The 21,927-nt window shown below is 67.7% G+C and carries 21 protein-coding genes; 18 read left to right on the top strand and 3 right to left on the bottom strand.

Going from position 1 to position 21,927, the window contains the following annotated elements:
• Positions 1–20: 20 nt before the first annotated feature.
• From DEF76_RS11715 to tsaD, 3 genes are read right to left on the bottom strand one after another with little or no spacing between them, the layout of a single operon-like run.
• A complete protein-coding gene (locus DEF76_RS11715; protein WP_114912488.1) occupies positions 21–986 on the bottom strand; it encodes an NAD(P)H-dependent glycerol-3-phosphate dehydrogenase in 966 nt (321 codons plus the stop codon).
• The gene (locus DEF76_RS11710; protein WP_114912487.1) at positions 983–1,813 is read right to left on the bottom strand and encodes a 23S rRNA (adenine(2030)-N(6))-methyltransferase RlmJ; all 831 of its coding nucleotides are present in this window, start codon (positions 1,811–1,813) and stop codon (positions 983–985) included. The genes DEF76_RS11715 and DEF76_RS11710 overlap by 4 nt, the downstream gene beginning before the upstream one ends.
• Positions 1,813–2,922 (bottom strand): tRNA (adenosine(37)-N6)-threonylcarbamoyltransferase complex transferase subunit TsaD, encoded by a 1,110-nt coding sequence (gene tsaD / locus DEF76_RS11705; protein ID WP_114912486.1) that lies wholly within the window; start codon positions 2,920–2,922, stop codon positions 1,813–1,815. The genes DEF76_RS11710 and tsaD overlap by 1 nt, the downstream gene beginning before the upstream one ends.
• Positions 2,923–2,965: 43 nt before the next feature.
• Here tsaD and hemC point away from each other — a divergent pair, with 43 nt between their 5' ends.
• From hemC to DEF76_RS11620, 18 genes are all read left to right on the top strand, one after another.
• Positions 2,966–3,970, top strand: a complete 1,005-nt coding sequence (gene hemC, locus DEF76_RS11700) for a hydroxymethylbilane synthase (protein WP_114912485.1) — start codon at positions 2,966–2,968, stop codon at positions 3,968–3,970.
• Positions 3,963–4,739 (top strand): uroporphyrinogen-III synthase, encoded by a 777-nt coding sequence (locus DEF76_RS11695; protein ID WP_162800615.1) that lies wholly within the window; start codon positions 3,963–3,965, stop codon positions 4,737–4,739. The genes hemC and DEF76_RS11695 overlap by 8 nt, the downstream gene beginning before the upstream one ends.
• Positions 4,736–5,746 carry a hypothetical protein gene (locus DEF76_RS11690; RefSeq protein ID WP_114912483.1) on the top strand — a complete coding sequence of 337 codons (1,011 nt, stop codon included), beginning with the start codon at positions 4,736–4,738 and terminating at the stop codon, positions 5,744–5,746. Before DEF76_RS11695 ends, DEF76_RS11690 begins: the two co-directional genes overlap by 4 nt.
• Complete coding sequence (locus DEF76_RS11685) at positions 5,746–7,056, top strand: heme biosynthesis HemY N-terminal domain-containing protein (RefSeq protein ID WP_162800614.1); 1,311 nt, start codon at positions 5,746–5,748, stop codon at positions 7,054–7,056. Before DEF76_RS11690 ends, DEF76_RS11685 begins: the two co-directional genes overlap by 1 nt.
• 67 nt (positions 7,057–7,123) lie before the next feature.
• On the top strand, positions 7,124–8,839 hold the full coding sequence (gene fliF, locus DEF76_RS11680) for a flagellar basal-body MS-ring/collar protein FliF (protein ID WP_240318989.1): 1,716 nt from the start codon (positions 7,124–7,126) through the stop codon (positions 8,837–8,839).
• Between the two features lie 3 nt (positions 8,840–8,842).
• The gene (fliG, locus tag DEF76_RS11675; RefSeq protein WP_114912480.1) at positions 8,843–9,856 is read left to right on the top strand and encodes a flagellar motor switch protein FliG; all 1,014 of its coding nucleotides are present in this window, start codon (positions 8,843–8,845) and stop codon (positions 9,854–9,856) included.
• Positions 9,853–10,557, top strand: a complete 705-nt coding sequence (locus DEF76_RS11670) for a FliH/SctL family protein (protein ID WP_114912479.1) — start codon at positions 9,853–9,855, stop codon at positions 10,555–10,557. The genes fliG and DEF76_RS11670 overlap by 4 nt, the downstream gene beginning before the upstream one ends.
• Entirely contained in the window at positions 10,547–10,870 is a 324-nt protein-coding gene (gene fliN / locus DEF76_RS11665) for a flagellar motor switch protein FliN (RefSeq protein WP_114912478.1), read from the top strand. Before DEF76_RS11670 ends, fliN begins: the two co-directional genes overlap by 11 nt.
• A gap of 32 nt (positions 10,871–10,902) precedes the next feature.
• Positions 10,903–12,297 carry a sigma-54-dependent transcriptional regulator gene (locus tag DEF76_RS11660; protein WP_114912477.1) on the top strand — a complete coding sequence of 465 codons (1,395 nt, stop codon included), beginning with the start codon at positions 10,903–10,905 and terminating at the stop codon, positions 12,295–12,297.
• Between the two features lie 6 nt (positions 12,298–12,303).
• Complete coding sequence (gene flhA, locus DEF76_RS11655; protein ID WP_114912476.1) at positions 12,304–14,400, top strand: flagellar biosynthesis protein FlhA; 2,097 nt, start codon at positions 12,304–12,306, stop codon at positions 14,398–14,400.
• Between the two features lie 88 nt (positions 14,401–14,488).
• The gene (locus tag DEF76_RS11650) at positions 14,489–15,427 is read left to right on the top strand and encodes a flagellar biosynthesis protein FlhF (RefSeq protein WP_114912475.1); all 939 of its coding nucleotides are present in this window, start codon (positions 14,489–14,491) and stop codon (positions 15,425–15,427) included.
• Positions 15,424–16,275, top strand: a complete 852-nt coding sequence (locus DEF76_RS11645; protein ID WP_240318988.1) for a MinD/ParA family protein — start codon at positions 15,424–15,426, stop codon at positions 16,273–16,275. Before DEF76_RS11650 ends, DEF76_RS11645 begins: the two co-directional genes overlap by 4 nt.
• Before the next feature lie 20 nt (positions 16,276–16,295).
• On the top strand, positions 16,296–17,183 hold the full coding sequence (locus DEF76_RS11640; RefSeq protein ID WP_162800613.1) for a hypothetical protein: 888 nt from the start codon (positions 16,296–16,298) through the stop codon (positions 17,181–17,183).
• Between the two features lie 113 nt (positions 17,184–17,296).
• Complete coding sequence (coxB, locus tag DEF76_RS11635) at positions 17,297–18,178, top strand: cytochrome c oxidase subunit II (protein ID WP_114912473.1); 882 nt, start codon at positions 17,297–17,299, stop codon at positions 18,176–18,178.
• Positions 18,179–18,218: 40 nt separating this feature from the next.
• Entirely contained in the window at positions 18,219–19,817 is a 1,599-nt protein-coding gene (gene ctaD, locus DEF76_RS11630; protein ID WP_114912472.1) for a cytochrome c oxidase subunit I, read from the top strand.
• A gap of 14 nt (positions 19,818–19,831) precedes the next feature.
• Positions 19,832–20,779, top strand: coding sequence for a heme o synthase (locus DEF76_RS11625; RefSeq protein ID WP_114912471.1), 948 nt, complete (start codon positions 19,832–19,834; stop codon positions 20,777–20,779).
• A gap of 5 nt (positions 20,780–20,784) precedes the next feature.
• On the top strand, positions 20,785–20,934 hold the full coding sequence (locus DEF76_RS19370) for a hypothetical protein (RefSeq protein ID WP_162800403.1): 150 nt from the start codon (positions 20,785–20,787) through the stop codon (positions 20,932–20,934).
• 139 nt (positions 20,935–21,073) lie between these two features.
• Complete coding sequence (locus tag DEF76_RS11620; protein ID WP_114912470.1) at positions 21,074–21,925, top strand: cytochrome c oxidase subunit 3; 852 nt, start codon at positions 21,074–21,076, stop codon at positions 21,923–21,925.
• The last annotated feature ends 2 nt before the right edge of the window (positions 21,926–21,927 follow it).

The following is a 21,927-nucleotide window of genomic DNA, read 5'->3' as shown; positions in this document are numbered from 1 at the left end:
ACGATTTTTCTCTCTCGCCGTCACTCATCCCGCAGTGGCCGCGCAAGCAATGCCATCATCGCGGCGCGGAGGCTGGCTTGCCCGGCGAGCACCGCGGCGACGGCGGCGCAGATCGGCACTTCGCAGCCGGCTTTCGCCGCGCGCGCGACCAGCGCCGGAGCGGTCGCGACGCCTTCGGTGACGCCGCGTTGATGGGCAAGCACGGCGGCAAGAGCTTCGCCCCGGCCGAGCGCGAGGCCGAGGCTGAAATTGCGGCTCATCGGGCCGGTCGCGGTGAGCACGAGATCGCCGAGGCCGGAAAGCCCGGTCATGGTCTCCGGCTTGCCGCCGAGCGCTCGCGCCAGCCGCGCCATTTCCGCGAGCCCCCGTGTGATCAGCGCGGCACGGGCGTTTTCGCCCAACCCCGCGCCGATCACCGCGCCGGCGGCGATGGCGATGACGTTTTTCGCCGCCCCCCCGAGTTCGGCGCCGATCGGATCGTCATTGCCGTAGAGGCGGAATTGATCGCTTGCGAGCCTTGCCATGACCGAGAGGCGAAGCGAGGCCTCGCGCGCGGCGATGACGGCGGCGGCGGGAAGGCCGCGCGCGATCTCGGCCGCGAAATTCGGCCCGCTCAGCACCGCGAGCGGCCGCGCCGGCGCGAGTTCGGCCAGCATTTCCGAGGGTAACAGCAGGCTCGACGCCTCTATCCCCTTGGCGCAGATCACCGCCGGGCCCGCTGGCACGCCCTGCGCGACGGCGCGAAGATGCTGCACCGGCACGGCGAGCAGGAAGAGATCGGCGGTGATCGCCGAAAGATCGGCGGTGACGGTGATGGCGGGGTCGAGGGCAATGCCGGGAAGACGCGGATTTTCCCGCGTCTTTGCGATGGCGCGGGCACGCGTCGGCTCGCGCGCCCAGAGCGTGACGTCGTTGCCGGCGCGTGCCGCTTGGGCGGCGAGTGCGGTTCCCCAGGCGCCGGCGCCGATGACCGCGACCCGGCTCATGGCACGGCCGTCACAGCGCTGGCAAGCGGCAGCACGCGGTGAAAACTGCCTTCGTCCTCCGCCAGCCGGTCATGCAAGGCGCGCAGCAGCGCCGTCGCCGCCTCGGCGAACCCGAAAGGCGGGTTGACGATGATGACGCCGCAGCCGTTGAGCATCGCCGGGTCGCGCGGCGCGCGCCGGCAGAGTTCGGCTGCCAGCGCGTCGGCGAAACCGCTTTCGCGCAGCAGAGCGTGGATTTGCCGCACGCGGGCGCGCGATTTGATCGGATACCAGGCGGCAAGCACGCCGGTCGCGAACCGGCGATGGGCGCGGCGGAGACCGTCGGCGAGGCGCTCAAACTCGTCCTCGGCCTCGAAAGGCGGGTCGATGAGGGTAAGGCCACGCCGTTCGGGCGGCGGCAGCAAGGCGCCGAGCGCTTCCCAGCCGTCGCGCCGATGGACGGCAACCGCGGGATCGCCGGCAAAAAGCCGCTTGAGCGCCGCCGCTTCCTCGGCATGCCATTCGCAGCAGGCGAGCCGGTCGCCCGCGCGCATCAAGGCCCGGATCAATAGCGGCGAGCCGGGATAGAGGCCGAGCTGTTCGACAACGCCGAGATAATCGCCGAGCACCGGGTCGGGGGCGGCGCGCAGGCGGGCGATGCCGTCGCGCCACTCGCCGGTGCGCCTCGCCTCGGCGCTTTCGAGGTCATAGCGGCCGCGGCCGGCGTGGGTATCGAGAAAAAATGCTGGTTTGTCCTTGCGCTGCAAGGCGCGCACCAGCCACACCAGCAGCGCGTGCTTGACGCAATCGGCGAAATTGCCGGCGTGGAAGGCATGGCGGTAATTCATCAGGCGACCGGGGTTGGCGTGAGCGCCATGTCGGGCGCATCCAGTGGCCAGCGCGGGCGTGGCGCGTGCGCGAGATCGCCGAGCGCGCCGGCTCGCAGCCGCTCGATCCCTGCCCAGGCGACCATCACCGCATTGTCGGTGCAGAGCCGAAGCGGCGGCGCGATCAGGCGAAACCCCTGCCGCGCGGCGATCGTGGTGAGCGCGGCGCGGATCGCCTGATTGGCCGCGACCCCGCCGCCGATGACCAGGCTCGCCGCGCCGGGATGGCGGGCACGAAAGAGGGCGAGGGCGTGATCGGTGCGATCGGCGAGCACGTCGGTGACCGCCGCTTGAAAACTCGCGGCAAGATCGGCGGCGGCGGTGCGCGGCAAGGGGCCCGGCGGGAACCCGGCGACGGCCTGCGCGAGCGCGGTTTTGAGGCCGGAAAAACTGAAATCGCAGCCGGCGCGGCCGAGCAGCGGGCGCGGCAGCGCCATCGCGCGCGGGTCGCCCTCGGCCGCCAGGCGCTCGAGCGCCGGCCCGCCCGGCCAGGCGAGGCCGAGCAGCTTCGCCGCCTTGTCGAAGGCCTCGCCGGCTGCGTCATCGAGGGTGCGCCCGAGCACGCGATAACGCCCGAGCCCCTCCACCGCGACGAACTGGCAATGCCCGCCCGAGACCAGAAGCAAGAGATAGGGAAAGGCGAGCCCGCCCTCGGCGAGGCCGGGGAGCCGCGCGGTCAGCGCATGGGCTTCGAGATGATTGATCGGAAGAAATGGTTTGCCCCAGGCGAGCGCGAGGCCCTTGCCGAAATTCGCGCCGACGATCAGCCCGCCGATCAGCCCCGGCCCCGAGGTCGCCGCGATCGCCGCGATCGCGGTTTCGTCGACGCCCGCCTCGGCGAGCACCGCCTCGGTGAGCGGCGCGAGATGGGTGAGATGGGCGCGCGCCGCAACCTCCGGGACGACCCCGCCGAAGGCGGCGTGCGCGCCGGTCTGGCTGTGGACGGTTTCGGCGAGAATGCGGCCGTCACCCGCGAGCAGCGCGACCGCGGTTTCGTCGCAGGAACTCTCGATCCCGAGCACCGCGCCGGCGACCAGCCGGTCTTTGATTTCGGGATGGCCGATTTGCATGTCAGTGCTTTCCTTTCTAGCGCTCCGGTTTTAGGAGAGCCCGATGGACCTTGCCCCCTCCCATAGCGCCGGGCATCACCCGCGCGTCAAGCCACACGCGCGCGAATTGCCGCTGCGCGTCGGCACCCGTGCCTCGCCGCTGGCGCTGGCGCAGACCCGGTCGTTCCTCGCGCTGCTACGCCATTTCTGCCCGGTGCTGCGCAGCATGAATGTGTTCGAGGAGCATGCGATCCGCACCACCGGCGATCTGGTGCAAGATCGGCGGTTGGCCGAGATCGGCGGCAAGGGGTTGTTCGCCAAGGAAATCCATGAGGCGCTGGCGGACGGGCGGATCGATTTCGCCGTCCACAGCCTCAAGGACCTGGAAACCGCTTTGCCGCCGAATATCGTGCTCGCTTGCACCTTGCGGCGCGAGGATGCGCGCGATGCGCTGCTCCTCGGCGCCGGCTGTGCCGCCGGCGAACCCGAGGATCCCTATGCCGCGCTGCCGCAAGGGGCGGTGATCGGCACCTCCTCGGTGCGGCGTCAGGCGCAGTTGCTGCACGCGCGGCCCGATCTTCGCATCGTGACGCTGCGCGGCAATGTCCAGACCCGGCTCGACAAACTCGCGGCGGGGGCGTGTGACGCGAGCCTGCTCGCGCTTGCCGGGCTGCGCCGGGTCGGGCTCGCCGAGGTGCCGAAGCTGGTTCTCGACCCGGCAATCATGGTGCCGGCGGCGGGGCAGGGGATCATCGGCATCACCGCCCGCGCCGATGATGCGGAACTGCTCGATCTCCTCGCCGGCATCGAGGATCCCGAGGCCAAGGCGGTCGCCACCGCCGAGCGGGCGCTGCTCGCTTGTCTCGATGGCTCCTGCCGCACGCCGATCGGCGGCTATGCGCGGGTTTTGCCGGATCAGCGGCTGCATCTGACCGGCCTCGTCGCGCGCGCCGATGGCAGTTTCCTGCTCAAGCGCGAGATCGTCGGCGAGGTCGGGGAAGCGGCGCGGCTCGGCACCGAACTTGGCACGAGCCTCCGCGCAGACAGCCCCGCCGATATCTTTGCCTGACCACGCCCGCCCGGCCGCGCCGACGCGAGCGGAGGGCGGCGGCGTTCTCGTCACCCGGCCGCTGCCGGCCGCGCTGGCGACGGCGGCTCTCCTCACCAGCCGCGGCTATACGCCGGTGATCGCCCCGCTCCTGACAATTTTACCATGCCCGGCCGATCTGCCGCCGCCCGGCGCGCTGCAGGCGATTTTGGTCGGGAGCGGCAACGCCGTCGATCACCTGCCGGCGACCCATCGGCAGCTCCGCCTGCTTGCGGTCGGGAACGCAACGGCCGCGCGTGCCCGCCGCGCCGGCCATGGCGCGGTCGCGAGCGCGGCGGCGGATGCGGCGCGGCTTGCCGCCCTCGCCGGCGCGACGCTCGACCCTGCCGGCAAGCCGCTGCTGCTCGCGGTCGGTGAGGGGCAAGGTGCCGCTCTCGAGGCGGCGCTCACCGCCCAGGGGTTTCGCGTTCTGCGCCGGGCGGTCTATACCACGGTGGCGGCGGCTTCCTTGCCGGCTGCCGCCCGCGCGGCCCTCACGGCGCCGGCGGAATCGTTATCGAGACCGTCGTCGGAGGGACCAACAGTGCGGGCCGGGCTATTTTTCTCTGCCGAGACGGCGCGGGTGTTCCGGCGTCTGGTGGAGGCGGAGGGGATGGCCGATCGGCTCGAAGCACTTGTCGCGCTGGCGATCAGTGCCGCCACCGCCGCCGAACTCCGCCCTTTGCCGTGGCGGGAGGTACGCGAGGCTCATCATCCCGATCAGGAGGCTTTGCTGGCGCTCTTGCCATGACCGAAGATCCCATCCCCGCGTCGCCGCCCGCCACCGAGGCCGCTGCCGAAGCCGAAACCGCGCCCGCGGTGCAGGCGGCCGACGCTGCCCGGCCGGTCGCCCGGACGACGTCGCTGTTGCCGCTTTTGGTGCTGCTCGACCTCGTATTGCTCGCCGGTGGCCTCGCCTATCTCTGGCGGTTTCCGCCTTATGCCACGGAGGCGCGCCTTGCCGCCCTCGAGCACGAGGTGGCGGCGCGGCCGGCCGCATCGGGTGGGGAGGTCGATCTCGCGCCGCTCGAGGCCCGGCTCGAGGAGACCGCCAAACGTCTCGCAGCGCTCGAACAGGCGCCGGCGGGAGGGGGGGACACGGCGGCACTCGTGCAGCGGCTGGCGGAGGATGAGGCGCGGCTCGCGAGCTTGGCCAAGCAGCAAGCCGACCTCGCGCAAGCAAAGCAGGGCGCGGCCGCGATCGATGCTGCGGCGCTGCTGGCGCGCTTGCGTGACGACGAAGCCCGGCTCGATACCTTGGCGCAAAATGATGGCGCGGTCGCGCGCCAGATCGCGAGCGTCGCCGACCAGACGACGCGCCTCGTGCGCTTGCACGAGGCGGAAAATGCGCTCGCCGCGGGTCAGCCGCTCGGCGATCTGCCGGGCGCGCCGCCGGCGCTGGCGCGCTTCGCCGCGACGCCGCCGCCGACGCTTGCCTCCCTGCGCGCAACGTTTTCCGCCGCCGCCGCCGCCGCCCGTGCCGCCAACCCACCACCTGGATTGGGCGCGCGGCTGATGGATTGGCTTGGCGCTGCGGTGACGGTGCGGCGCGGCGACCAGGTACTGATTGGCGACAGGCTTGCCGCCCAGTTGGCAATGGCGGAAGCTGCGCTCGCCAACGATGATCTCGCGGGTGCGCTCGCTGCCCTGGCGCCGATCGAGGGCGCGCCGGCGGCGGCGCTCGCGCCATGGCGGCAGAACGCCGAAAGCCTCCTCGCCGCGCGCCGCGCGCTCGCCGATCTCCTGGCGGCGCGTTGATGCGGCGCGTTCTGTTCCTGTTGCTCGCGGCCGCGGCAACGGTTCTCCTCACCCTCGGTTTTTTCGCCCTGCCGCGCGTCGTGAATCTCGAGATCGGTGGTTGGACGATCGAAACCTCGGGGGCGGCGGCGGCGATCTTGCTCGTCATCGCGCTCGCGCTGGCCTATGGCGTCGTGCGGCTCATCCTCCGTCTCCTTTTTTTACCGCGTCACTGGCGGCGCTGGCGGCAGGCGCGGGCGCGGCGGCGCGGCGAGAGGGCGGTGACGCGGGCGCTGGTGGCGCTCGCGGCCGGCGAAGGTGCCGCGGCGCGGGTCGAGAGCGAGCGGGCGCGGCGCGGGCTCGGCGATACCCCGCAAACCCTGCTGCTCGCCGCTTATGCCGCGCGCCAGGCCGGCCAGGATGCCGAGGCGGCGGCTCTGTTCGAGACCTTGGCGCGGCATCGCGAGGCGAGTTTCCTTGGGCTGCGTGGCTTGTTTCAGCAGGCCGCCGGACGGGAGGATTGGGAGGCGGCGGCGCAGCTCGCGCGGCGCGCTGAAGCCGCGTTTCCTGGGGCGGCGTGGCTGCGGCGCGAGCGTTTGGCGATAGCGCTCCGCCGCGGCGCCTGGGCGGAGGCCCTGGCTCTGGCCGGGCCGGATGCGCCACGCGCGGCTTACGCCGCCGCCGCCGCGATCGCCGAGCCCGATCCCGCCGCCGCACTACGCCTTGCCCGCCGTGCCTTTCAGGATGATCCCAGGCTCACCCCCGCCGCTCTCGCCTATGCCGAACGGTTGCGCGCGGCCGGCAAGGAGCGGGCCGTCATGCGGGTGTTGCGCACCGCGTGGGCGGCCAACCCGCATCCCGATCTCGCGGCGTTCGCGCTCGCGCCGCTGGCGGACGCGATGGCCCGGCTGCGCGCCGCCGAAACACTGGTCGCGGGGCGGGCGGATGATGCCGAAAGTCATCTCCTCCTCGCCCGCGTGGCGCTCGATGCGGGGCTGATTGGTCAGGCACGGCATCACGCCGAAGCCGCGCGCGCGACCTTGCGCCAGCGCCGCGTTTTCTTGCTGCTCGCTGACATCGCCGAGCGCGAGGCCACCAACGAGGAATACCGGGCCGCCGCCAACGAGGCCCTGTCATTGGCGCTGCGGCAGGCAGCGGCGGCCGAGCCCGATCCCACCTGGCATTGTGATGCCTGCGCCGTCCACTTGGCCGCCTGGCAGCCGCTCTGCCCGGCCTGTGGGGCGCAGGGAAGGGTGGTCTGGGGGCAGCCCCCGACTCGGGCGCTCGGCCACGACCCGGCAAAATCTACCGCGCTGTTAACCCCAAGGTAATCGCCACCCGGCAATCTCTGCCTATGGCAAAAGGCCAAATGGCCGGGAGCGGGTGGAGCATGGAGCGGTGGATGCTTTGGCCCTTGGCGGCTTCGGCGCGCCGGGCGGTTTTAGGCGCTATGGTCAGCGTAGGGGCAGCGTGATGCAGCCGCTGCTCGATGGCCTTAAGACGCTCGGCCCACTGCGTCTTGCCGCGATGGCGGCGGTGGCGGTCGGCACGCTCGGTCTGCTCGCGCTGCTCGCCTTTCGCGGCACTGAGCAGCGCATGGCTCTGCTCTACAGCGATCTCGACATGCGGGAATCAGCGCAGATCGTCGAGCAGCTCGATCACGCCCATATCGCCCATCAAAGTGGCCATGACGGCGCGGAAATCCTGGTTCCCACCGATCAGGTGGCGAAGGCGCGGCTTCTGCTCGCGAAAGATGGCCTGCCGAGCGGCGGCTCGGTCGGCTATGAAATCTTTGACCGCTCCGACACGCTGACCGCCAATCAGTTTCAGTTGGCGATCGACCAGACCCGGGCGCTGGAGGGCGAGCTTGCGCGCACCATCCGCGCGATCCATGGCGTTCGCGCTGCGCGGGTGCATCTCGTGCTCCCGCGGCGCGAGCCGTTTTCGCGCGATCCCGAGGAGGCGCAGGCGAGCGTGCTCCTCACCATGGCCGGCGCGTCTCGGATGGATCGCGATGAAGTGCAGGCGATCCTCAATCTCGTCGCCGCCGCGGTGCCGAGCTTGAAACCACAGAATATCTCGATCGTCGATAGCCGCGGCAATCTTCTCGCGCGCGCTGGCAACCCGGTCGGTGATGGGGCCGCGGCGATGACCGCGGATGAAATCCGCCGCGCGACCGAGCTTCGCCTCTCGCGCGCGGTCGAGGAGATGCTGGAGCAAAGCCTTGGCTTCGGCCATGTTCGTGCCGAGGCCTCGGTGCAAATGAATTTCGACCAGCTGCATCAGACCGAGGAGAAATACGATCCCGACGGGCAGGTGGTGCGCAGCCAACAGAGCGTCACCGACAATTCAAAATCGACGGACGGCGCGAGCAACGTCTCGGTGCAGAACAACCTGCCCAATCCCGACAATGGCACCTCGAACACCACCAACCAGGAAGGGCGCCAAGAAGATACGACGAATTACGAAATCAGCAAATCAGTGCGAACCCTGGTCCATGACGCGCCGCAGATCCAGCGCATCAGCGTCGCGGTGATGGTGGATGGCGCCATGATGCCGGACAAGAATGGCAAGCTGGAATGGCAGGAGCGCAGCCCCGAAGAGATCGCGCGGATCAGTGCTTTGGTTAAAAGCGCTGTTGGCTTCGATGAGAAGCGTGGCGATCAGGTGCAGGTGGTGAGCATGCGCTTCACGCAGGGCGACATCGCGACGCCGACGGCGACCGGCCCGTTCGGCCTTGCGCTCGAACACGCGGATATCGTCCATCTCGTCGAAACGCTGCTCTTTGGCATCGTCGGCGTCCTCGCCCTGCTCGTCGTCTTGCGGCCGATGGTGCTGCGGCTGACGACGATCGCGGCGCCGTCGGCGCTGGCCGGGCCGATCGATGGCCGGGAAGACGTGGCGGCGGGGAGCCTGCTTGCCGGTGCCGATGGCATCGCGCTCCCGGGCGCGGCGCAGGTCGCCATGCTGGAGGATGAGAGGATGACGACGCTCGCCAACATAGAAGGTCAGCTGAGGCTCTCCTCGATCCGCAAGATCGCTGATCTGGTCGATAAGCATCCAGAAGAATCGGTTGCTATCATGCGCGGCTGGATGGCCGAGGAGCAAAGCTGAACGATGGCCAAGATCGATGATCCGCGCGGCTTGAACGGGTCGCAAAAGGCCGCGATTTTGATGCTGGCGCTCGGTGAGGAGCAGAGCGGGCGCATCTTTGCCCTGATGCACGAGGATGAGATCAAGGAGATTTCGGCCGCGATGGCGCAGCTCGGCTCGGTGCGGGCCGATCTCGTCGAGCGCTTGTGTAACGATTTTTCCGAAAGCCTCGGCGGGGTTGGCAATATCGTCGGCAGTTTCGAGAGCACCGAGCGGATCTTGCAGCGCGCCCTGCCGCGCGATCGCGTCCAGCAGATCATGGAGGAAATCCGCGGGCCAGCCGGGCGCACGATGTGGGACAAGCTCGGCAATGTCAGCGAGGCGGTGCTCGCGAATTACCTCAAGAATGAATATCCGCAGACCGTTGCCGTCGTTCTCTCGAAGGTCAAGCCCGACCACGCGGCGCGGGTTCTGGCGTTGCTGCCCGAGTCCTTCGCGATGGAGGTGGTGATGCGCATGCTGCGCATGGAAAGCGTGCAGAAGGAAGTCTTGGAGGGTGTCGAACGCACGTTGCGCGCCGAGTTCATGTCTAATCTCGCACGCAGCACCCGGCGCGACTCTCATGAAATGATGGCGGAAATCTTCAATAATCTCGACCGCCAGAGCGAAACCCGCTTCCTCGCCGCGCTCGAGGATCGCAACCGCGAATCGGCGGAGCGGATCAAGGCGTTGATGTTCACCTTCGAGGATCTGCAACGTCTCAGCGGTGTGGCTATTCAGGTTCTGATGCGCACCGTCGAGAAGGACAAGCTGCCCATCGCCCTTAAGGGCGCCTCTGAGAAAGTGCGTGATCTCTTCCTCTCCAACATGTCCGAACGCGCCGGGCGAATGCTGCGTGAGGAGATCGAAAATCTCGGGCCGGTCAAACTCCGCGACGTCGATGAGGCACAGGCCAGCATCGTCTTGGTGGCCAAGGAACTCGCCGCGCAAGGCCAGATCGAGATCAGCGAAAGCAAGGGCGAGGAGTTGGTCTATTGAGCGGGGCGACGAAAATTCCGCCGCGTGCCGAAGAGCGCAAGCGAAATCTGTTCATCGAGGATTTCGATGCGATTGACGCACCGGTGGCGGAGACGCCGGCGACGGATGAGGCCAATGAGCCCGAAATCATCACCGCGGTTTTCACGGTCGAGGATGTCGAGGCGGCGCGGCTCAGCGGCTACGAAGCGGGTGTCGCGGCGGGGCGGGCGATGGTGCTCGGCGCGCGCGAGGCCGCGCTCGATGGCTTGCTCGCGGCGATCCGGGGGGCTCTCGCGGAGGCGGCGGCGGGCGCGAAGCTGCGCGCCGACGAGATCGGGCGCGCCCTGGCGCGGATGCTGACGGGCTCGCTCGCGGCGGTACTGCCTGATCTCGTTCGCCGCCATGGCGCCGCCGAAATCAGCCGGCTGATGCGCGAATTGCTGCCGCCGATGGCGCTCGAGCCCGAGATCATCGTGTCCGTCGCCGCCGGCGATCGGGAGACGCTGGCCGCGGATCTCGAGCGTCTCGATGGATCGCTTGCCGCAAAGGTGCGTCTCGTCAGCGAGGCCGGCATGAGCGCGGGCGACGTCACGATTACCTGGAAAAATGGCCGCGCCAGCCGCGATAGTGCGGCGCTGCGGCGCCAGCTCGTCGAATTGTGGCAGCGTTTCGGGCTGGATGCGGACAGTCATGCGGAAAGGGAATTGGCCGATGTCGAATGAGCCGGATTTCATCGAAGGTAGTGACGCGCTGGATATCACCGATACCAGCGTGCCGCGCGGCGCGCGCGATCTCGAAGCGGTCTACGACATTCCGGTGACGGTGAGCGCCGTTCTCGGCAAGGCGACGATGCAGGTCAATCAATTGCTCAAGCTCGGCCGCGGCGCCGTGGTCGAACTCGACCGCAAACTCGGCGAGGCGATCGATATCTACGTCAATAACCGGCTCGTCGCGCGCGGCGAAGTGGTGATGGTCGACGATAACCGGCTCGGCGTGACGATGACCGAAATCGTCAAAGCGGATCGGGTGGTTTGAGGCGCTTTCGCGGATAGGGGCGGTTGCGGACGATGCAAGTTCTGATCATCGGATCCTTGGCGGCGGAACTCGGCCAGGCGGCGCAGATCGCGATCGCGCGCGGCGCCCGGCTCGACCAGGCCGATGGCATCGAGCCGGCATTGATCCGGCTGCGTGCTGATGCCCGCGTCGATCTCGTGCTCTGTGACGTCCGCCATGACATCGCGGCGCTGATCCGCGCGATGTTTGCCGAGCGCATCCTGGTGCCGGTCGTCGCGTGCGGGGTTGGCAATGATCAGGAAGCGGCGGTGCACGCGATCGAGGCGGGGGCGCGGGAATTCCTGCCGCTGCCGCCGGATGCCGAGCTGATCGCTGCCATTCTCGAATCGGTCGCCGGGGAGAGCCACGCCCTGATCGCGCGTGACCCGCTCATGCTTGCAACCCTGCGCCGCGCCGAGCAGGTCGCGCGTTCGGACGCGTCGCTGCTGATCTCTGGAGAATCGGGCACCGGCAAGGAGGTTCTGGCGCGCCATGTCCATCGCCGTTCGCGCCGCGCGGCGGCGGCGTTCGTTGCCCTCAACTGCGCGGCGATTCCGGAGAATTTGCTGGAGTCAGAACTTTTCGGCCACGAGAAGGGCGCCTTTTCCGGCGCCATCGCCCGCCGGGTCGGCAAATTCGAGGCCGCTGACGGTGGCACGCTGTTGCTCGATGAAATCAGCGAGATGGATATCCGCCTTCAGGCGAAGCTATTGCGGGCGATCCAGGAGCGCGAAATCGACCGTCTCGGCGGCAACGGACCGGTGCGCGTGAATGTGCGCCTCATCGCCACCACCAATCGCGATCTCAAGAGCGAGATCGCCGCCGGGCGGTTTCGCGAGGATCTTTATTTCCGCCTCAATGTCGTCAATCTGGTGATCCCGCCGCTCCGCGAGCGGCCAGCCGATATCATCGCCTTGGCCGAGCATTTCGCGCGCCGCTTCGCCGAACTCAACGGCGTGCCGGCGCGGCCGCTGGCGGAGGAGGCGCGCGCCGCGCTGCGCCGCCATCCCTGGCGGGGCAATGTGCGCGAACTCGAAAACATCCTCCATCGCGCGGTGCTGCTTGCGGAAGGCGACGAGATCGATCTCGCGGCCATTGAACTGCCGGCGGCGGAAGGCGTGGTGCTCGCGGCAAACGGCCGGCCGGCTGCGCCCGCGGCGGGTGCGGTTGCGATCCCGGCTGCAGGCGCGGCGCCGGTTTCGGCGCTGGTCGGGCGCACGGTTGACGAGGTCGAGCGCGATCTCATTCTCGAAACCCTGGAACATACTTTCGGCAACCGCACCCATGCCGCGGTCATGCTCGGCATTTCGATCCGGGCGCTGCGCAACAAGCTTCGCGATTACGCGGCGCAGGGACTTGCCGTACCGCCGCCGCCGGCCGGCAGCATGGCGTCTGCGGCGGTGGCCTGAGGCGCCATGGCCGACATCGCGGCGAAACCAGCGGCGCCCTGGCTCGCCGTCTTCGGCGGGCGGCTTCGTCCCTATCTGCCGGGGAGCGATATCGGGCTCGCGCTCGGTGTCGTCGCCTTGCTTTCGGTGCTCATCCTGCCGCTGCCGCCCTTCGTGCTCGATATCTGTCTCTCGCTTTCGATCACGGCGTCGATCCTCGTCCTGATGGTCGCGCTGTTTCTCGAAAAGCCGCTCGATTTCTCGAGCTTCCCGACCTTGTTGCTGCTGACGACGCTGCTGCGCCTGGCGCTCGAAGTCGCGACGACGCGGTTGATCCTCGCCCACGGCAATGAGGGGCCGCTCGCGGCCGGGCATGTCGTTGCCGCCTTCGGCGGTTTTCTCATGGGCGGCGACGTGGTGATCGGCGTCATCTTGTTTGCGATCCTGCTCGTCGTCAATTTCATGGTCATTACCAAAGGTTCTGGCCGTATCGCCGAAGTTTCCGCGCGCTTCAGCCTCGATGCCATGCCCGGAAAGCAGATGGCGATCGACGCCGATCTCTCCTCGGGCATGATCGACGACAAGACGGCGCGTCGCCGGCGGCGCGAACTGGAGGCCGAGAGCGGCTTTTACGGCGCGATGGATGGTGCCGCGCGGTTCGTCCGCGGCGATGCCATCGCGGCGCTGATCATCACCGCGATCAATATCGTCGGTGGCCTCACGATCGGTCTCGTGCGCCATGGAATGCCCTTCGCCGATGCCGCCGCGACCTTCACCACGCTGACCGTCGGGGATGGGCTGGTCGCGCAGATCCCGGCTTTGTTGGTCTCGACCGCCGCTGGCATCGTCGTCACCAAGGGCGGCATGGAGGGCAAGGCGAATGTCGCCCTGCTCGCCGAGATCGGCGGGCGGCCGAAGCCACTCGCGCTCGCCGCTGGCGCCGCGACGGTGCTGGCGCTAATGCCGGGTTTACCGGCGCTTCCTTTTCTCGGGCTTGCCGGGCTCGCGGGGGGGGCTGCGTGGCTGCGGCGCAACTATGCGGCGTCGCTATCGCTCGCGCTTCCCGCGGGTGCGCCGGCGGCACCGGCCGAACCGCCGATCAGCGAGGCGCTGCGGATCGATCTGATCCGGCTCGAACTCGGCTATGGCTTGCTTGCGTTGGCAAGCGGCGATCCGCCGCGCCTGACCGAGCAGATCAAAGGGATGCGCCGCGCCATCGCCGCCGAAATGGGCTTCGTGCTGCCGCCGGTGCGCATCCAGGACAATATGCAGCTTCCCGCCGAGGGCTATGCCATTCGCATCAAGGAGATCGAGGCCGGGCGGGGCGAGGTGCGGATGAACGCGCTGCTCGCCATGGATCCCAAGGGCGGGCGGCCGGAACTTGCCGGCGAACGCACCACCGAGCCGGCATTCGGCCTGCCGGCGCTTTGGATCGCGCCGGAAGCGCGCGAGGAGGCGACCTTCCGCGGCTGCACCGTCGTCGATCCGCCGAGCGTGCTCGCAACCCATTTGACCGAGATCGTGCGCGAGAACATGGCGGAATTGCTGTCTTACGCCGAGACCCAGAAACTCCTCGATGAATTGCCGCGCGAACAGCAGAAATTGATCGCAGACATCATCCCGACGCAGATCTCGGTCGGCGGGGTGCAGCGTGTCTTGCAGGCGCTGCTTGCCGAGCGGGTTTCGATTCGCGATCTCCCCACCATTCTGGAGGGCATCCAGGAGGCAACGAGCGGCCAGGGGCGCAGCTTCGGCGCCATCGTCGCGCATGTGCGCGCTCGCCTCGCGCGGCAACTGAGTGACAGCCAAGTCGGCGCCGCCGGCTATATCCCGCTGGTCACGCTGTCTTCGGAATGGGAGGGCGCCTTCGCCGATGCTCTGGTGGGACCGGCCGAGGATCGCCAGCTCGTGATGTCGCCGCAGCGGCTGCAGGACTTCATGCATCGCTTCCGGGCGGTCTTCGAGCAGGCTGCCGCGGGCGGCGAGGCGCCGGCGTTGCTGACCAGCGCGCCGATCCGCCCGCATGTGCGCGCAATCGTCGAGCGCATCCGCCCGGCGACCGCGGTGCTGGCACAGTCGGAAATCCATCCACGCGCTCGCATTCGCACCGTCGGCACGATATGATGGGTTCGCACCGGGACATGAGGATGGCGTTGCGGGTGGGCGGGCGCCGGCGGTGGTGCCCCGCCCGGCCTGACGGGGGACGCACGCGATGCGACTGAAGCTCTATCGCGCGCCCACCATGGCGGAAGCGATGGCGGCGCTGCGCCGCGAACTCGGCGCCGAGGCGCTCATTCTCGGCACCCGGCGGGTGGCGGGCGGTGTCGAGGTGACGGCCGCGCTCGATCCCGAGGCGGCGTCCCCCCCTGGCGCGGCGGGGGATCCACTGGCCGCCGGCGGTCAGCGCGAACGGCGCGAGGCACTCGCGTTTCACGCGGTTCCGGAGGCGCTCGCGGCATTGCTCGAAGAGGGCGATCTCGCGACGATGCTCGCCCGCCATTTCGCTTTCGCCACCTTGCCGCTCGCGGCCGGGGCGGCGCCGCTCTTGTTCGTCGGCCCGCCGGGCGCCGGCAAGACTTTGACGGTCGCGCGGCTGGCGACCCGGCTGGTGCTGGCGGGGGGCGCGCCGCTGGTGATTTCCGCCGATGGCAAGCGCGCCGGCGCGACCGAACAATTGGCGGCTTATACGCGGCTGCTCGGCCTCAATCTTTTGGTCGCGAGTCAGCCGGTATCGCTCGCCCGCGCTCTGACGCGGCGGAGCGAGGGGGCGCCGGTATTGATCGACGCCCCGGGGCTCGATCCTTTCGATCCCGCCGCCGGCGCGGAGATTGCCGCCCTCGCCGGCGCGGCGGGGGCGCGGGTCGTTTTGGTGCTGCCGGCCGGGCTCGATGTCGCTGAAGCGGCCGATCTCGCCGCCGCCTTCGCGGCCGCCGGCGCGCTCGCCCTGGTTGCGACCCGGCTCGATGTCGCGCGGCGGCTGGGCGGCGTGCTCGCCGCCGCCGCCGCTGGCCGGCTTGGCCTCGCCGAGGCCGGGGTGGGCAGTGGCGCCGCCGACGGGTTGGTGCCGATGACCGCCGATTTTCTTGCCGAGCGACTGGTTCGGGGCGTTGCCCCGGCCACTGCCCGGCCTCCAGCAGAGGCGTATGCATGATGCTCGATGTCCGTTCGATCAGCCAAGGCGACCGTCCCGGTGTGCCGGTGGGCAAGGTGCTGCCGCTGCGGCGCGGGCGTCTGATCGCCATCGCTTCGGGCAAGGGTGGGGTGGGGAAGACCTGGCTCGCGATCACCCTCGCCCACGCGCTCGCGCGCGCCGGGCGGCGGGTGTTGCTGTTCGATGGCGATCTCGGTCTCGCCAATGTCGATATCCAGCTCGGGCTGATGCCGGAGCGTGATCTCGGTGGCCTGATCACCGGGCGGGCGAGCTTGGTCGAGAGTGTCACCGCGTTTGCGCCGGGCGGGTTCGACATTCTCGCCGGCCGTTCCGGCTCGGGCGCGCTCGCCGCCTTGGAGCCGCCGGCGCTGGCCCGGGTGTTGGCGGAATTGCGGGCCGCAACCGCGCTCTATCAGACCGTCGTGCTCGATCTTGGCGCCGGGCTCGATCGCGCGGTGCGGCGGATGGCGGTGGCGGCCGATACCCTGGTGGTGGTTGCGACCGATGAGCCGACCAGCCTCACCGATGCCTATGCGGTGCTAAAACTCTACGCCGCCGATTGCCTACCGGAAAAGGGCGGCGGCGATGTCCGGGTCGTGGTGAACCAGGCGGCGAGCCAAGCCGCAGGTGAAAAGACGTTCGCGACGCTAGCGCGGGCTTGCCAAGCCTTTCTTGGCCGTACGCCGGACTATGCCGGCGCGGTACGGCGTGACGACCGGGTGCGCGAGACGATCCGTCGTCAAAGCCTTCTCCTCACCCGTCACCCGGCAAGCCCGGCGGCGGCGGATGTCGAGCGTCTGGCGGCCGGGTTCGCGGCCGAGCCGCGAGGGCTTGTCGCCGGGGGCTGACGCTGGTAGCGCGCCTTTTCGTGACCTATGCGTGGCAGAGACGGCGGGCGTGGCAGAGAGGGGGCGCGGTTCTGGCGCTTGCTTTGGCGGTGTTTTGTCTCGCCGTTCCGGCGCGGGCCGCCTGGCAGGAGGGTGTCGCGCCATCGGCGCCGATTTCGGCGCGCATCGTGCTTGCCGGCCCCGGCAGCGATCCGCCGCCGCCGCTGCCCAAAGGATTTTGTCCCCCGCCCTCGGCGCCGGCGGCGTCGTTGGCATCTCCCGCCCTGAGCGCGGCCCTTCGCCCGGGCGGGCATCTCGAAATCCTCGCCATTGGCTCGGGCAGCGTTCTCGGCCCGCCGCCCGGGCGGATTTTCGATTCTTTCGCCTATCGCACGGCCCAGATTCTAAAGGCGGCGATGCCCAGTGCCGACATTGTGCTCAGCCTCTATGGCGGGCGCGGGATGGCCGCCGAAACCATGAGCCGCGATCTCCCCGCGAGGCTCGCCGAGCATCCGGTGCAACTGGTGATCTGGCAGACCGGCACGATCGAGGCGCTGCGGCGGGTTTCCGCTGCGGCATTTGCCCGCGCGCTCGAGGATGGCCGCACGGCGGTGGCGCGGGCGGGGGCGGGGTTGATCCTGGTTGATCTGCCCTACAGCCGGGTCTTGCGCATGCATGCCGATTTGCGTCCTTACGAGGCGGTGTTGCGGGCCGCCGCGACCGCGCCGGGGGTCGCGCTGTTTTCCCGCTTCGATCTGATGCGCGGCTGGGCCGAGGGAGGGGGGGTCGATCTCGAGCATGCGCGTCGGGCGGAGCGGCTTTTGGATGCGCGGCGGTTGCAGGTCTGTCTCGGGCGGGTGTTGGCGCGCGATATTTTGGCTGGCCTGCCGCCGCCGGACTCGGCGGTCGAGCGGCATCTCAGCCGCTGAACGCCAGGGTTTTGACATCGCCTCTTGATCGCGGACGGCAGCGGGGCTAACCGATGTCTTCATATCCGCCGGCCACAGCGTGGCCGGCACGTCGAAAACGGGAAGATCGGCCGATGCGATTACTGGGGCGGCGTTTCGCTATATTTGTCAGCATGCTCATCGCGACGATGGGGATGATCGGGCTGGCGCGGCCGGCGCTGGCGCAAGCGCCCAAGCCCTGGGAGATGGACATGCAGCCGGGCTTCAGCCCGGTGAAGCATGACATCATCGCGTTGCACGATTTCGTGCTGGTGATCATCACCTTGATTACGCTTCTGGTCGGCGCGCTGCTGGTGTGGGTGCTCTATCGCTACAATGCGCAGCGCAACCCCGAGGCGAGTCGCACCAGCCATAACACCTTGATCGAGGTGCTGTGGACGGTGCTGCCGATCCTGATCCTGGTGATCATCGCCATTCCCTCTTTCCGCCTGGTCTATTACGAGGATCGCACCCATGATCCGGCGCTGACGATCAAGGTCACGGCGCATCAATGGTATTGGGAATATGGCTATCCTGATCAGGGCGGGCTCGATATCGAAAGCCGCATCATTCCGGACAGCCAGTTAAAGCCTGGGCAGATGCGTCTTCTGGAGGTGGATAATCCGCTGGTCGTGCCGGTGGGCAAGGATATCCGCATCCTCACCACCTCGACCGACGTCATCCACAGCTTCTTTATCCCGAGCCTCGGCGTGCAGCGCTACGCGATCCCCGGGCGCAGCATCGAAACCTGGGTGCGGGTCGAGAAACCGGGTAGATATTACGGCGAATGCAACCAAGTCTGTGGTATGAACCACAGCCAGATGCCGATCGTGGTCGAGGCGCTGAGCGACGCTGATTTCAAGGCGTGGGCAGCCAAAGCCAAGGCGCAGGAGCAGACGTCGGAGAATGCGCCGGCGAGGCTCGGCGACAACCGCCTGGCGGCGGCGGATGGGCTGATGAACGAGACGCGGCGCTGACCCCACTTCCGGGCAGCGTTTTTCGAGGAGTTGATGAGCGATGGCAAGTGCAACCACCCATGATCATGCTCATGGTGAGCATCACGGGCATTATCCCGGTTTCGCCGCGCGCTGGCTGTTCAGCACCAACCACAAAGACATCGGCACGCTTTATCTGATCTTCGCCGCGGTTGCCGCGGTGATCGGCGGCGGGCTTTCGATGATCATGCGTGCGCAATTGATGTATCCCGGCCAGCACATCGTCGAGAACGGTCAGATCTGGAATACCATCGTGACCGCGCACGGGCTGATCATGATTTTCTTCGTGGTCATGCCGGCGCTGATCGGCGGGTTCGGCAACTGGTTCGTCCCGCTGATGATCGGCGCCCCGGATATGGCTTTCCCACGCCTCAACAATATCAGCTTCTGGCTGCTGGTGCCGGCCCTGACTTTGGTTTGCGCCGGGTTGCTGATGGGCGAATCGGGATCGGGTTGGACGCTCTATCCGCCGCTTTCGAATGCGATGTACGAACCCGGCCCGGGGATGGATTTCACCCTGTTTGCGCTCCATCTCGCCGGTATTTCGTCGCTGCTTGGCGCCATCAACTTCATCACCACCATCTTCAACATGCGCGCCCCCGGCATGACGTTGCACAAGATGCCGCTTTTCGTCTGGGGCATGCTGGTGACGGCGTTCCTGCTGCTGCTTTCGATCCCGGTGCTTGCCGGGGCGATCACCATGCTGATCACCGATCGCAATTTCGGCACCACCTTCTTTGACCCGCAAGGCGGCGGCGATCCGGTCCTGTTCCAGCATTTGTTCTGGTTCTTCGGCCATCCCGAAGTCTACATCATGATCCTGCCGGCGTTCGGGATCATCAGCCACATCGTCTCCACCTTCAGCAAGAAGCCGGTCTTCGGCTATCTCGGCATGGCCTATGCGATGGTGGCGATCGGGGTCGTTGGTTTCGTGGTCTGGGCGCATCACATGTTCGTCTCCGGCATGGATGTCGATACCCGCGCCTATTTCATGGCCGCGACCCTGGTCATCGCGGTGCCGACCGGGGTGAAGATCTTCTCTTGGATCGCGACCATGTGGGGCGGCGCGATCGAGATGACGGTGCCGATGCTGTGGGCGGTCGGGTTCATCTTTGTCTTCACCATCGGTGGCGTCACCGGCGTGGTTCTCGCCAATGCCGGAATCGACCAGATCGTGCACAACACCTACTACGTCATCGCCCATTTCCACTACGTGCTGTCGCTCGGCGCGGTGTTCGGCATCTTCGCCGGCATCTATTTCTGGATCGGCAAGATGACCGGGCGGCCGTTCCCGGAATTCTGGGCGCGGGTGCATTTCTGGATGTTCTTCGTCGGCGTCAACCTCACCTTCTTCCCGATGCATTTCCTTGGTCTTGCCGGGATGCCGCGGCGCTACCCCGATTATCCCGAGGCGTTCGCCGGTTGGAACTATGTTTCCTCGATCGGCGCCTACATCGCCGGACTCTCGGCGCTGGTGTTCTTTTACGTCATGTTCCGCACCTTCACCTCGAAAGAGCGGCTCGCCGGTAATTACTGGGGTGAGGGCGCGACGACGCTGGAATGGACGGTGAGTTCGCCGCCGCCCTTCCACACTTACGAGGAATTGCCGCAGATCCGCTGACGGCAGAGACGGGTATGAGCGATTCTGTTTGGATTGAAGCGCCTGGCGGGGAGATCGTCTCCTCGCCGCTCGTCGCGGTCGCGACCGTGAGCGACTGGATGGCTCTGCTCAAGCCGCGGGTGATGACGCTGGTCGTTTTCACCGGGCTGGTCGGCTTGCTGGTCGCGCCGGGGGGAATGCATCCGGTGCTCGGTCTTGCGGCGATCCTGTGCATTGCGGTCGGCGCCGGTGCGGCCGGGGCGATCAATATGTGGTACGACCGTGACATCGACGCAGTGATGCGGCGGACGGCGCGGCGGCCCGTGCCGGACGGGCGGATCGCGCCGGCGGATGCGCTCGGCTTCGGAATCGCGCTGGCCGTTGCCTCGGTTCTGGTCATGGGGCTCGCGACCAATGTCGCGGCGGGTGCTGCCCTCGCGGCCTCGATCCTGTTTTACGTGTTCGTCTATACGATGTGGCTGAAGCGGCGGACGCCGCAGAACATCGTCATCGGCGGGGCTGCCGGCGCCTTCCCGCCGCTGATCGGTTGGGTCGCGGTGACCGGGCATCTCGCGCTAACGCCGCTCGTGCTGTTTGCCATTATTTTCTTCTGGACGCCGCCGCATTTCTGGTCGCTCGCGCTCTACGCCCATGGCGATTACGCGCGCGCCGGCGTGCCGATGCTGCCTGTGGTGGCCGGCCTGCGGGCGACGCGGCGGCAGATCATGCTCTACACATTGGTCCTGGTGCCGCTCACGCTCTTGCCATGGGCGCTGGGCGAGGCTGGCCGAATCTATGGCTTCGCCGCGTGCGGGCTCGGGCTTGGCTTTTTGGTGAGCGCCTGGCGGGTGCTGCGCGACGCTGTGGATGCGGCCGGGCGGAGCCTGACCAAGGATGCGCCGGCGCGGGCGGCTTTTCGCTATTCCATCCTCTATCTTTTCGCGCTGTTCGCGGCCTTCGCCGTCGACCGTCTGGTCGGGTGAACGGCGTGAAAACCGAGCCGGTGCCAGCGCCGCCGATCAAGCCCGCCGATCTCGAACGGCGCCGGCGGGGGCGCAATTGGGCGCTGTTTGTGGTGCTGTTTGCGCTCGCCGGCCTATTCTATGCCATCACCATCGCCAAGATGACACGCCATTGATCTGATATCGCTCCCCGCCCATGGCGCACACGCAGTTTTCGCCGATCAACCACTTGAACCGCGCGCTCTTTTGGCCATGATGCGCGGACCAGCCTTTCCCCCGCCGGATCAAGCCCGGCCGAGATGAGACGGACGAGACATGAGCACTGATACCCACGCCGCTGCCCTCCCTGTCGCCAGTTCTGGCCTGAAGCAGCCTTATCATCTGGTCGATCCCAGCCCGTGGCCGATCGTTGGCGCTCTGGCGGGTGGTCTCACCGTGCTCGGCATCGTCTTCGAGGCGCATTATCATAGTTGGACGCTGCTCATTCTCGGTCTGCTCGGCGTGCTCGGGGTGATGTTCTTCTGGTGGCGTGACGTGCTCAAGGAAAGCCATACGCCGGGGATGCATTCGCCGGTGGTGCGGCTTGGCCTGCGCTACGGCATGATGTTCTTCATCACCAGCGAAGTGATGTTCTTCGTCGCTTTCTTCTGGGCATTTTTCAATTTCGCGCTGTTTCCCGAGCATGTCGCCGGCGCCAAGGAAATGGTCTGGCCGCCGGAGGGGATCCACACCTTCGCCCCGTTCCATATTCCGTTCCTGAACACCATGATCCTGCTGCTCTCGGGCACCACGGTCACCTGGGCACATCACAGCCTGTTGGAGAATGACCGCAAGGGGCTGGTCATGGGGCTGTTGCTGACGGTGCTGCTCGGGCTCAGCTTCACCGGCTTTCAGGCGCTTGAGTATTCCCATGCGCCGTTTCATTTCGGCGGCACCATCTACCCTTCGGTGTTCTTCCTCGCGACCGGGTTTCACGGCTTTCACGTCATCGTCGGGACGCTGTTCCTGATCGTTTGCTTCCTCCGCGCTTCCGGTGGCGATTTTACGCCCGAGCGGCATTTTGGCTTCGAGGCGGCAGCTTGGTATTGGCATTTCGTCGATGTCGTTTGGCTGTTCCTTTTCGTGTGCATCTATTGGTGGGGGGCGTCGCCGGTATCTGCCGGCTAAGC

This window comes from Acidibrevibacterium fodinaquatile (genome assembly GCF_003352165.1).
GTDB classification, from domain to species: Bacteria; Pseudomonadota; Alphaproteobacteria; order Acetobacterales; family Acetobacteraceae; genus Acidibrevibacterium; species Acidibrevibacterium fodinaquatile.
The sequence above is the reverse complement of the archived record's forward strand: the minus strand, read 5'-3'. Positions and strand labels throughout refer to the sequence as shown.